This window comes from Streptomyces sp. NPDC017202, assembly GCF_044331705.1.
GTDB lineage: Bacteria > Actinomycetota > Actinomycetes > Streptomycetales > Streptomycetaceae > Streptomyces.
This window is the reverse complement of record NZ_JBIRNP010000006.1, coordinates 1-12,032: the sequence shown is the minus strand read 5'-3', so window position 1 is coordinate 12,032 and position 12,032 is coordinate 1. Positions and strand designations below refer to the sequence as shown.

Genomic DNA, 12,032 nt, shown 5'->3' with positions numbered 1-12,032 from the left:
TTCATGCCTGCGGGAAAGGGGCATTCGGTGGGGTTTCGGGGAAGGGCGGGCACGGGTTTGGCCCTATGTTCGAAATCTGTTCGAAATTAGACGGTCGTCTTGGTGTGGCGCGGGCCCGTCAAGTCGACCGCACGGAGCGGCTGTTATGCCACCGCGTGTCTCTTTGTGACCGAAAGTGGCGCTGGACGCCCGATCGCGGGCCGCTTGTGATGCTTTCCGGTCGTCCGGACGGCTGTTCTCAGGCGACCGTCAGATCGCCGGTGTGCGCTCCCGGCGTACCGGGTGCGCCGGGCGTGGCGTCCACCGCCGCGCCGTCTCCGTCGAGGGCGTCCCGGATGCCGGTCGCGACGGCCGGGTGCACGGGGAGGGCGAGGTGGCCGATGCCGCTCACCTGCACGTTCTCGGCCAGGAGGTCGGGGTGGTCGAGGCGGGCTGCCTCCAGCGGCGCCATCAGGTGGTCCAGATCGCTCCAGAAACTGACGAAGCGCGTACGGCAGCCGGGCGCGGGCCGGGACAGTTCCTCGATGACCTCCGAGCCTGGGCGCATCTGGCGCACGATCGGGTGGGCGTTCGCCAGCGGCGCCACCCGGGTCCCGGCGTGCGGGGTGCCCAGCGTGACCAGCGTCCGCACGCGCGCGTCGCCGCCCAGCCGCTGCACGTAGTAGCGGGCGATCAGCCCGCCGAGGCTGTGTCCCACGACGTCCACCCGGCTGCTGCCGGTGCGCTGGCAGATCTCCTCGATGTGCCGTCCGAGCAGTTCGGCGGCGATCCGGATGTCGCAGGTCAGCGGCGAGTAGTTGAGCGACTCCACGCGGTGCCTGCCGTGCTGGGCGAGACTGCGGCGCAGCAGGACGAAGACGGAGCGGTTGTCGATGAAGCCGTGCAGGAGGACGACCGGGGGCGTGGCCTGCGTCGGCAGCCGCGCCGGATCCTCGACTCCTGCGGCCCGTGCGGCGCCGCCGTCCGGGGGAAGCGCGGGCGTGGTCCCGCCGCGGCGCTCCTGGACGATGCCGGACGGGTACAGGAGGAGATGCCCCGTGAGGATCGCGAGCTCCAGGGCGGTCGCCTTGAGGAGCGTCGCGGAGAGTCCCATCAGCCCGCTCGGCAACAGGCGCCGGCAGAGGCGGTACGGGAGAAAGGGCTCCAGGGCCCGGGTGACCTGCATGGCCGACCTCCTGTCGGCACGCCGAGGACGGCTCTGACCCCCGTGTGCCCTCATGGAAGTCGCGGCGGAGGCGGTCGGCGGAGCGCGAAGGGCGGTGCGGTGGGGTGAGCGATCTGCTCCCGGCGCTCCTGACGTCGACGACCCTGTCCTGCCTGCCCATCGAGCCTGCGCCGATGCGCCACGCTGCCACGGCGCGCGGTCTGCGACGCGGCGGTGCGGCGACCTCTGTGCGGCTCCCGTTGCGCGGATCTGTCCCGGGTTCCCCTTCCGGGGAGAGGCAACCGCGCTCGGTGAACGTGTCCCATTGTGTGATTTCCCCCTCTGTGCGCACCGTAAAACCGCCGGTTGCGGGATGCTGGGGATAACGTTCGTTCACTTCCCCGGCCTGTGTGGTGGTACTTCTCGGTACGCAGGGATGCGCAGGGAATCGGTACGGATGGATGTAGTCGCTTCATGGAGGCAGTGATGGGTGTGGCAGCCGGTCCGATCCGCGTGGTGGTGGCCAAGCCGGGGCTCGACGGCCACGATCGCGGGGCCAAGGTGATCGCGCGTGCGCTGCGCGACGCCGGTATGGAGGTCATCTACACGGGCCTCCACCAGACCCCCGAACAGATCGTCGACACCGCGATCCAGGAGGACGCCGACGCGATCGGTCTGTCCATCCTTTCCGGGGCGCACAACACGCTCTTCGCCGCCGTGATCGAACTCCTCGAGGAGCGGGACGCGGCGGACATCCTGGTCTTCGGCGGGGGGATCATCCCCGAGGCGGACATCGCGCCGCTGAAGGAGAAGGGCGTCGCGGAGATCTTCACGCCCGGCGCGACCACGGCGTCGATCGTGGACTGGGTGCGGGCGAACGTGCGACAGCCGGCGGGAGCGTAGGGCGGTCCCGAGCGAGGCCGGGTGGTCCGCGGCGGTCGTCCCGGGCGGCGCCCCCGCACCCCGGATCACCCCTGACGGACCGCACGCGGCGCGGACGGGCGACCCACGGGCTCCGGCGGGCGCCGGCACGGGCGGACGCCGACGGCGACGGGCGCGCGGAGACACGCGGACCGGGAGACGGGCAGGACGCGGACGCGCAGGGCATGTACGCGCAGGTGTGCGGGTGCGGGTGCGGGGCGGCGTCGTGGCCCGGTGTCATCGCGCCGCGCCCAGTTCCTCGCTCATCACGGCCCGCAACCGCAGCGTCGTCCCCAGGCGCTGGAACGCCTCCGCCCAGTAGCCTCCGGCCCCGGGCGAGGCGTCCTCAGGCTCCTCCGGAACGGCCAGCAGGCCGTCGAGGCGGATGGCCTCCGCCGGGTCGAGGCAGCGTTCCGCCAGCCCCATCACCCCGCTGAAACTCCACGGGTAACTTCCCGCGTCCCGGGCGATGTTGAGCGCGTCGAGAACCGCCCGGCCCAGCGGCGCGGCCCACGGCACCGCGCACACCCCGAGCAGCTGGAACGCCTCCGACAGGCCGTGCGTCGCGATGAAACCGGCCACCCAGTCGGCCCGTTCGCCCGTCGGCAGGGTGCCCAGCAGCCTGGCCCGCTCCGCGAGGGAGACCGCCCCCGGTCCGCCCGCCTCCGGCGCCGACGGCGCTCCGAGCAACGCCCGCGACCAGCCGGCGTCCCGCTGCCGCACGGCCGCCCGGCACCAGGCCGCGTGCAGTTCGCCCACCCAGTCGTCGGCCACCGGCAGCGCGAGGATCTCCTCCGGCGTACGGCCGCCCAGCCGCGCCGGCCAGGAGGCGAGCGGGGACGAATCCACCAACTGGCCGAGCCACCAGGACCGTTCTCCCCGGCCGGGCGGTGCCTTGGGCGCCACACCGTCGCGCTCCATGGCCGCGTCGCACTCGTGCGGCGCCTCCACGACGATCGTCGGAGCGTCCCGCGTGTGGTCGACGGCCACGCATGCGGTGGCCCGCACCGCCATCCGCGCGGCCAGCGCCGACCCCGGCAGCGCCGACAGCAACTCCGCCGCCGTGGCACGCACATTGCGGCTGCGGTCGGCCAGCGCCTGCTCCAGGAAGGGCTCGTCCCGGGGGCCGAGGCCGGTGCGCAGCGAGTCGAGGAACATCAGGCGGTCCTCGGCGCGCTCCGTCGGCCAGGTCGACTCCAGCAGTGCGCGGGCGGCGTCGGGATCGCGGGAGCGGATCGCCGCGAGCAGGGCGACCCGCTCGGCGAACAGGCCCTCCTGCCACAGTTGCGCGATCCGGCCGGTCTCCTCCGGGCCCGGCAGGGACGTCCCGCCGCCCGGTGTCGCACGCAGGGCGAACCGCCACTCCGGATTGAGCCGGGCCAGCCACAGCGCACGCGGGCCCGCGAACTCGAGCGCCGCCGGGCGCAGATCGGTCCGGCCGCGCGCCGCGTCCAGCAGAGCGGGCAGGGTCTCGGCGGGAGGGGCGAAACCGCGGGCGTTGGCGGTCGCCAGCCACTGGGGCAGCAACTCCATCAGGTCCGGCGCCGTGCCCCTGCGGCCGCCTCCGCCGGTGCCGGGACGGTCCGCCAGCAGACGGGCCAGCCTGCGGGCCGCGGCGGCGGGCAGCGCCGGGCGCGGGTCCTCGGGCGCCGGCTCGGGGCGCGGCGCCGCCCGCCCCGGCCGCAGCCCGGCCCGCCGCCGTACGGTCTCGGTGGCCGCCGCGTCCAGCAACGCCGCGGCCGCGGAGCGGCCGGGCGCCACGCCCGGCGGTGTACGCCGGTCCGTCCCGAGCAGGGCCATGGCGACGAGGTCGTCCCAGGAGGCCGGTGCGGTACCGGTCATGCGGTTCCCTTCTTGACTGACCGAGTCGGGTGGCGGGGCGTGTCGCGGACGCGGGCTTCCGGTCCCGACGAGGCGGCCGGCGGGGGTGGCCGAGGTGTCCGGCCGGTGCCGGGGTGGCTGCCGGGGCGGGGTGGACGGCGGGGCGGGCACGGGCCGGGTGCGGGTGCCGGATCACCTTGCGGGGGCCGGACGGGGGCCCGGGAGGTCAGCACAGGTGGACCGCCCTGCCAGGGGTCGGCGGCCAGGCGGTCAGGGGAGTGAAGCCGCGGTGGCCGAACTCGCCGAAGACCGTGACGGGAGCGCCCCCCGAGAGGGCGACCAGACGCCACAGCCCGGGTCGGGCCGTCGCCGCCGGTGTGAGCGGCAGCGCCGTGTGCCCGTCGGCGTCCGCCAGCTGCCAGGAGCCCCCGTCCGGTGTGGGGACGACGGCGTCCAGGGTCACCGGCACCGAGTCGAGCCAGGGATCGTCCCGCAGCGCCGAGCCGTAGCGGGCGGCGGCTTCCGCCGTGGTCACGCCGCCCGGCCGGACCGCGGTGGGCACGGGCGGCGAGAACTGCTCACCCAGGGCACCCCGCCGCTGCCCGGTGCCCGGATACGCCGACACCTCCGCGTCCAGGGCCAGACCGACCGGCAGCGAGAGTTCGGGCGCGCGGCCGGCGGCTCCGTAGGAGAGGAGGAGCGTCGTGCGGCCCGACGTGGTGCCGTACAGCCAGATGCGGCGGGTCGTCAGTTTCGGTTCCGGGACGTCGTACTGGGCGAGGACCAGCCAGTCGTCGCGCAGCGGCGGTCCGTCCGGCGACCGGGGGAGACCGACACGGGTGCGGACCGTCGTCGCCAGGGCCTCCGGCAGCAGGTCGCGGCGCAGCCAGCCCTGGTCGAGGAGGTGGAGCAGCGCGCACTCCTCCAGCAGTCGCACCGGCCAGCCGGCCCCGGACGAGGGGATGGCCCCCAACTCCCTTACGCGTGAGGCCAGTCCGGGAGCCTGGGCGTCGACCATCCGGGCCGCCGCCTCCTCCCACAGCCCGTACCCCGCCTGCTCGGCCGTGGCCAGGCCGGAACGCAGGAGGTCGGCGAGCCGTTGTTCCAGCTCCGTCGCCCCCGCGGTGACGCGCTCGGCGCGGCGCTCGGCTCTGCGACGGGCCGCCTCCGGATCGGCGGGGCCCGCTCCGGAACTCCGCGCACCCGCCCCCCGTTCCCCCTGGGCGCGCCCCCGCCGCGCCGCGAGCCACGGCCGCGCCCAGTCCGGCGCCCGCTCCTCCGCTCCGGCCGGCACCGCCTCCTCCCCCTCCGACCAGAGCAACAGCAGCCCCAGCGCGTGTTTGCACGGGAACTTCCGGCTCGGACAACTGCACCTGTACGCGGGTCCGGACGGGTCCCCGACATCGACGACCGTCCGGTACGGTCCGCCGCCACTGCCGTTGCCACCGTCACCGTCCCCGCACACCCCCCACACCGCCCCCTCGCCGGAACAACCCGTCCCGGACCACGGACCGGCCGCGCCGAGTTCGCTCCCCGCCGTGCGTGACCCGGCGTCAGGCGCCAGTGCCAGCACCTGGTCCACGGTCCAGCGCACCCCCTGCTGTGTCATGTCGTCGACGGTAGATCCCCCCACTGACAACCGGTCATGCGAAGGCCTTCGCGGAGGTGTTTTCGCAGGTCAGAGCCGGTTGTCAGTGGGGTGGTGCAAGGTGGACACCAGATCCGAACCGGCCGAGCTGGAGGGGGCCTCAGCCATGTCAGTCAGCGCTGGACCGACGTCCGCCGAACCACGCCACGACCACTCCGCGCCCGCGAACGGCACACCCGGTCAGGAGGTCCTCAGGCCGCACGCCGAGGACGCCTTCGCCCACGAACTCGCGGCGCTGGCCGCTCAGGACGACCGCCCGCGCCCCGCCCGCTGGAAGCTCTCGCCGTGGGCGGTCGCCACCTACCTCCTCGGCGGCACCCTGCCGGACGGCACCGTGATCACACCGAAGTACGTGGGCCCGCGCCGCGTCGTCGAGGTCGCCGTCACCACGCTCGCCACCGACCGCGCCCTTCTCCTGCTCGGTCTGCCCGGCACCGCCAAGACCTGGGTCTCCGAACACCTTGCCGCCGCCGTCAGCGGTGACTCGACCCTGCTGGTGCAGGGCACGGCGGGCACCCCGGAGGAGGCGATCCGCTACGGCTGGAACTACGCGCAACTGCTCGCCCACGGCCCCAGCCGGGCCGCGCTGGTGCCCAGCCCCGTCATGCGGGCCATGGCGGAGGGCATGACGGCACGGGTGGAGGAACTGACCCGGATCCCGGCCGACGTGCAGGACAGCCTCATCACCATCCTGTCGGAGAAGACCCTGCCCGTACCGGAGTTGGGGGAGGAGGTGCAGGCGGTCCGCGGCTTCAGCCTGATCGCCACGGCCAACGACCGCGACCGGGGGGTCAACGAGCTGTCCAGCGCCCTGCGCCGCCGTTTCAACACCGTGGTGCTGCCGCTGCCGGAGAGCGTCGAGGCCGAGGTCGACATCGTCACGCGGCGCGTCGGCCAGATCGGCCGCTCCCTCGACCTGCCGGCCGGGCCCGACGGCATCGACGAGATCCGCCGCGTGGTGACCGTCTTCCGCGAACTGCGCGACGGGATCACCTCCGACGGCCGGACGAAGGTGAAGTCGCCGAGCGGCACCCTGTCGCCCGCGGAGGCGATCTCCGTGGTGACCAGCGGTCTCGCGCTGGCCACCCACTTCGGCGACGGCGTCCTGCGACCGGACGACGTCGCCGCGGGCCTCCTCGGCGTCGTCGTCCGTGACCCGGCCGCCGACCGGGTGGTGTGGCGGGAGTACCTGGAGGCGGTCGTCCGCGAGCGGGACGGCTGGGCGGACTTCTACCGGGCGTGCCGGGAGGTGACCGCGTGAGGGGGCGCGCGGGGACACGACCCGGGGCCGCGTTCCGGCGGCACGCGGGCGGGCGCGCGCCGGGCGGGGAGCCGGGGACGGCGGCCGGACGGGGAACCATGGGGGAGGGGCCGGAATGCCGGACGGTGAGGTGACGGAGGACGGCCGGGCGGCCCTCGGCGCCGGGGAGGGAGGGCGCGGGGACCGGGGGCCGGGAGGGACGGGGGGCGGGACGACCGGCAGCCGGGCCTCCGGGGGGACGCACGGGGCCGAGGGCCGGGTACGGAGGCCGGACGGCGACGGCGGCAGTGACGGAGCGGCCGGTGAGGGGGCGGCCGGGGCTGCCGGGAAGGGGGCGGGCGGGGAACGGCGGAGGCGGACCGCCGGGGGAGAGCCGGGTGGGCGGTCCGCGGCCGGCTCGGGCCGGGCCCTGCTGCTCGGGGTGCGGCATCACGGGCCGGGGTCGGCGCGGGCCGTCCGGAGGGCGTTGGACGCCGCCCGGCCGCGGACCGTGCTCATCGAGGGCCCGCCCGAGGCCGACGCGCTGATCCCGCTGGCCGCGGACGAGGACCTGCGGCCCCCGGTCGCCCTCCTCGCGTATGCCGTGGACGAGCCCGGACGGTCGGCGTTCTGGCCGATGGCCGAGTTCTCCCCGGAGTGGGTCGCGCTCCGCTGGGCCCTGGAACACGGCGTTCCGGCGCGCTTCATCGACCTGCCGGCCGCGCACACCCTGGCCTGGCGGCGAAAGCCGGACGAGGGCACGGCGCCCGAGGGCACGCGCCCGGAGGACACGAAGGACGCGGAAGACCCGGAGGACACGGAGTCCGGCGGTACCGGCCCGGGGGGCACGGCACCCGGGGCGCGACCGCCGGGCGACGACCTCCGCGTCGACCCGCTCGCCGCGCTCGCCGACGCCGCCGGGTACGACGACCCCGAGCGCTGGTGGGAGGACGTCGTCGAACACCGGGGGGCCGGACGGCGCGACCCGCTGGCGCCCTTCGTCGCGATCGAGGAGGCCATGACGGCCCTGCGGGACGGGGACGGCGCCGCGGGCACCGAGCGGGACCTCGTGCGGGAGGCGTACATGCGGCTCCGGCTGAGGGAGGCGCTGAAGGAGTTCGGGGACGGGGACGGGTCCGTGGCGGTGGTGTGCGGGGCGTGGCACGTGCCCGCGCTGCGGCGGACCACGGCGCTCACCGCCGACCGGGCGCTGGTGAGAGGGCTGCCGAAGGTCAAGACCGACCTGACGTGGGTGCCGTGGACCCACCGCAGACTGGCGCGGGCCGGGGGATACGGCGCCGGCATCGACTCGCCGGGCTGGTACGCGCATCTGTTCGCCGCCCCCGACCGGCCGGTGGAGCGGTGGCTGACCAAGGTGGCCGGCCTGCTGCGGGACGAGGACCGTGTCGTCTCTCCGGCGCACGTCATCGAGGCGGTCCGGCTGGCCGAGACGCTCGCCGCGCTGCGCGGCCGCCCGTTGCCCGGACTGGGCGAGACCACCGACGCCGTGCGGGCGGTGCTGTGCGAGGGGTCGGACGTGCCGCTGGCGCTGATCGAGGACCGGCTGGTCGTGGGGGACGTCATGGGGGAGGTCCCCGCCACCGCGCCCGCCGTGCCCCTGCAGCGTGACCTCGACCGGCGCCGGCGCCGACTGCGGCTCACACCGGAAGCGGCCGAACGGGAGCTGGAACTGGACCTGCGCAAGGAGACCGACGCCGAGCGCAGCAGGCTGTTGCACCGGCTGCGCCTGCTGCGGGTGGACTGGGGCGAGCCGGTGGTCTCGCGGGGGAGCACGGGCACGTTCCGCGAGACCTGGCGGCTGCGCTGGCAGCCCGAGCTGTCCGTCCGGGTCGCCGAGGCCGGGGTGTGGGGGACGACCGTACCGGCCGCCGCCACCGCCAGGGTGGAGGCGGACGCCGTCGCGGCGCGGGGGCTCGCCGAGGCGACCGCCCTCGCGGAGCGCTGCCTGCCGGCCGGGCTGCCGGACGCCCTGCCGACGGTGATGCGGGTCATCGCCGAGCGGGCCGCCCTGGACACGGACGTCGGCCATCTCGCCCAGGCGCTCCCCGCCCTGGTCCGCTCCCTGCGCTACGGCGACGTGCGCGGCACCGGCACCGGCGCGCTCGCCGACGTCGCGGTGGGGCTCGCCGAGCGGATCTTCGTCGGCCTGCCGCCGGCGTGCGCCGCACTCGACGCCGACGCGGCCGAGGAGATGCGCGGCCACGTGGATGCGGTCCACGGTGCGGTGGGACTGCTCGAGGAGGGGGCCGGGGCGGAGCGGGCCCCGCTGCACGGCCGGCTCCGGGACCGCTGGCGGGACGTTCTGCGGCTGCTGTCCGCACGGGGCGGCGTGGCGGGGGTCGTGCGGGGGCGCGCCGTGCGGCTGTTGCTGGACGACGGGGAGCTGGCGGCGGACGAGGCGGCGCGGCTGATGGGGCTCGCGCTGTCGCCGGGGACGCCGCCGGCGGACGCGGCCGCCTGGATCGAGGGCTTCGTCGGGGGCGGGGCCGGCGGCGGGCTGCTCCTCGTGCACGACGAGCGGCTGCTCGGCCTGGTCGACGGCTGGCTGTCGGGGGTGTCGGCGGAGGCGTTCACGGACGTCCTGCCGCTGTTGCGGCGGACGTTCTCGGCGTACGAGGCGGGGGTGCGCCGGACGCTCGGGGAACTGGTGCGCAGAGGGCCCGGGCAGAGAGGAACCGTGGTGCGGGCGGGCGCCGGGACCGCCGGGTTCGCGGACGAGATCGACGCGGGACGCGCGGACGCCGTCCTCCCCGTGGTGCGGCTGCTGCTGGGAACGGACGGGACGCGGTGGGCCGACGACCATCCGGCAGGAGTGAGGACATGACCCCCTTGACGAGGGAGACGGACCCCGCGCGGGAGCGGCTGCGGCGCTGGCGGCTCGTGCTCGGCGGCGGCGAGGCGGACGGCACCGGGCAGGAACTGTCCGGGCGGGACGCGGCCGTGGACGGCACGCTCGCCGCGCTCTACGGCAAGGGGGACAGGGCGCGGACGGGGCGGGACCGTTCGGCGGGGCTGGGTGCGTCGGCGCCGTCGGTGGCGCGCTGGCTGGGGGACATCCGGACGTACTTCCCCGCCTCCGTCGTCCAGGTCATGCAGCGCGACGCCATCGAGCGGCTCGGGCTGGCCGCGCTGCTGCTGGAGCCGGAGATGCTGGCCGCGGTGGAGCCGGACGTGCACCTCGTCGGCACCCTCCTCTCGCTCGACAAGGCGATGCCGGAGACGACGAAGGAGACGGCGCGGGCCGTCGTGCGCAAGGTCGTCGAGGACCTGGAGAGACGGCTCGCCGGCCGCACCCGTGCCACCCTCACCGGCGCGCTCGACCGCGGCGCCCGGGTCGCCCGGCCCCGCCACCACGACATCGACTGGAACCGCACGATCGCCGCCAACCTCAGGCACTACCTGCCCGAGTACGGGACGGTCGTGCCCCAGCGGCTCGTCGGCCACGGGCGGGCCTCGCAGTCCGTGAAGAAGGAGGTGATCCTCTGCGTCGACCAGTCGGGGTCCATGGCGCCCTCGGTCGTCTTCGCCTCCGTCTTCGGGGCGGTGCTGGCGTCGATGCGGTCGATCAGCACCCGGCTCGTCGTCTTCGACACCGCGGTCGTCGACCTCACCGACCAGGTCGACGACCCCGTGGACGTCCTCTTCGGCACCCGGCTCGGCGGCGGCACGGACATCAACCGGGCGCTCGCCTACTGCCAGTCGCAGATCACCCGCCCCGCCGAGACGGTCGTGGTGCTCATCAGCGACCTCTACGAGGGAGGCATACGTGACGAGATGCTGAAGCGGGTGGCGGCGATGAAGGCGTCGGGGGTGCAGTTCGTCGCCCTGCTCGCGCTCTCCGACGAAGGAGCGCCCGCCTACGACCGGGAGCACGCCGCCGCCCTGGCGGCGCTGGGCGCGCCCGCCTTCGCCTGTACGCCCGACCTGTTCCCGGACGTGATGGCGGCGGCGATCGAGAAACGCCCGCTTCCCGTCCCGGACCTGGACACCGGTACGGCAAACGGGACATGACCCCCCATCGGTGACGGGGAGCTTGCACGACCTCGGGACTCCCGTGCGAGGATCGAACGCCTCGTTTCGTCGCACGGGAGGTTCCTCCCCCTTGACCCGCCCCGCTCGTCCGCCCGCCGGCGCCGCAAGCGTCGCGCTGCGCGGCGTGCTGCTGCTGGGCGGGTTGTTCGCGCTGGGACTCCTCCTCGGCGGGCAGGCGCAGGCGGCGGACGGAGCACCGCCGGCCGCGGCCACGTCGTCGGCTTCCACGGTGTCGGCGTCCATGGCGAAGGCGTCCACGGCGAGGGCGGCAACCGCCTCGCCGTCGCGGACCGTGACCGAACCGGCCTCGTCGCACGCCGTTACCGAACCCGAACCCGTACCCGTAACCGGACCGGCATCCGGCTCCGTCTCCGCGCCCTCCGCGTCGGTCCCGGCCCCGGCCCCGCTCCCGGCCCCTGCCCCGGTTTGGGCCGAGGAGACGTCGGCGGATCCGGCGGCCCCGACGAACCTCGTGCTTCCGGTTCGGGAGCGGGTCGTGAAGCCCGTCGGTGAAGTGCTGGAGGGCGTGAGCGAGCAGTTGGCGACGGCAGTGGCGGAGGTGGCGCCCACGGCGGCGCTGCCGAGCGTCTCCGAACTGCCGACGCTGCCCCCGCCGGGCTCCTTCCCCGAGCTGCCGGACGCCCCCTCGCCGCCGTCCCTGCCGGCGCCCACCCTGCCGCTGCCCGAGCTGCCGGGCCTCCCGGCGTCCGGAGGCCCGGCGCCGGACTCCGGAACCGTCGGCCCGGCGGCGCCGCGACCGTCGTACGGCCCCCGGGGTCTCGTGCGCGAGGCCCCGGGGGGACCGGTCGTGCACGGCGGAGGGCAGGTCCGTGCCGGGCATGCCGTGACCGGCACGCACGCGCCCGCCGAACGAGCGCCCGCCGAACGAGCCCCCGCCGAACGAGCGCCTGCCGGGGCGCCCGACGGCGTACTGGGCGGCGCGTCACAGCTCGACGGCGGTGCGTCGCGGCACGGCGACGCGCACGCCGTGACGCCGCAGCAGCGGATGCCGCTGCTGCCGGTGCCCGGCGGCGCCACGCGTACGGACGCGGCCGAGATCCAGGACGGGCACCGGGACATCCCCGTCCTCCCCGGCTAGGTGGTGTCTTCAAATGATCTTGAGTGGTGGATCATGGTCGGGTGATACGTCGCCATGAACTGTCCGATGCGGAGTGGGAGTTCGTCCGGCCGCTGCTGCCGGTGTC

At 75.5% G+C, this 12,032-nt stretch carries 8 protein-coding genes; 5 read left to right on the top strand and 3 right to left on the bottom strand.

The features are described 5' to 3' along the window. Nucleotides 1–238: 238 nt before the first annotated feature. A complete protein-coding gene (locus ACH4N1_RS14175; RefSeq protein ID WP_398097143.1) occupies nucleotides 239–1,165 on the bottom strand; it encodes an esterase/lipase family protein in 927 nt (308 codons plus the stop codon). Nucleotides 1,166–1,630: 465 nt separating this feature from the next. Here ACH4N1_RS14175 and ACH4N1_RS14170 point away from each other — a divergent pair, with 465 nt between their 5' ends. Further along, nucleotides 1,631–2,047: a cobalamin B12-binding domain-containing protein gene (locus tag ACH4N1_RS14170; RefSeq protein ID WP_398097142.1), complete on the top strand. Its 417-nt coding sequence runs from the start codon at nucleotides 1,631–1,633 to the stop codon at nucleotides 2,045–2,047. Between the two features lie 255 nt (nucleotides 2,048–2,302). Here the strand turns inward: ACH4N1_RS14170 and ACH4N1_RS14165 are convergent, their stop codons facing one another. Together ACH4N1_RS14165 and ACH4N1_RS14160 are read right to left on the bottom strand one after the other, a co-directional pair. Further along, nucleotides 2,303–3,907, bottom strand: coding sequence for a DUF5691 domain-containing protein (locus ACH4N1_RS14165; RefSeq protein WP_398097141.1), 1,605 nt, complete (start codon nucleotides 3,905–3,907; stop codon nucleotides 2,303–2,305). Nucleotides 3,908–4,112: 205 nt separating this feature from the next. Then, nucleotides 4,113–5,495: an SWIM zinc finger family protein gene (locus ACH4N1_RS14160; protein WP_398097140.1), complete on the bottom strand. Its 1,383-nt coding sequence runs from the start codon at nucleotides 5,493–5,495 to the stop codon at nucleotides 4,113–4,115. Nucleotides 5,496–5,640: 145 nt separating this feature from the next. Here ACH4N1_RS14160 and ACH4N1_RS14155 point away from each other — a divergent pair, with 145 nt between their 5' ends. The 4 genes from ACH4N1_RS14155 to ACH4N1_RS14140 all read left to right on the top strand — a co-directional run bounded on the left by ACH4N1_RS14155 (nucleotide 5,641) and on the right by ACH4N1_RS14140 (nucleotide 11,926). After that, complete coding sequence (locus tag ACH4N1_RS14155; protein WP_398097138.1) at nucleotides 5,641–6,795, top strand: AAA family ATPase; 1,155 nt, start codon at nucleotides 5,641–5,643, stop codon at nucleotides 6,793–6,795. Nucleotides 6,796–7,261: 466 nt separating this feature from the next. Beyond that, nucleotides 7,262–9,619 (top strand): DUF5682 family protein, encoded by a 2,358-nt coding sequence (locus tag ACH4N1_RS14150; protein WP_398097137.1) that lies wholly within the window; start codon nucleotides 7,262–7,264, stop codon nucleotides 9,617–9,619. Continuing rightward, a complete protein-coding gene (locus tag ACH4N1_RS14145; protein WP_398097136.1) occupies nucleotides 9,616–10,806 on the top strand; it encodes a VWA domain-containing protein in 1,191 nt (396 codons plus the stop codon). Before ACH4N1_RS14150 ends, ACH4N1_RS14145 begins: the two co-directional genes overlap by 4 nt. 517 nt (nucleotides 10,807–11,323) lie before the next feature. After that, nucleotides 11,324–11,926 carry a hypothetical protein gene (locus ACH4N1_RS14140; RefSeq protein WP_398097134.1) on the top strand — a complete coding sequence of 201 codons (603 nt, stop codon included), beginning with the start codon at nucleotides 11,324–11,326 and terminating at the stop codon, nucleotides 11,924–11,926. Nucleotides 11,927–12,032 lie beyond the last annotated feature (106 nt).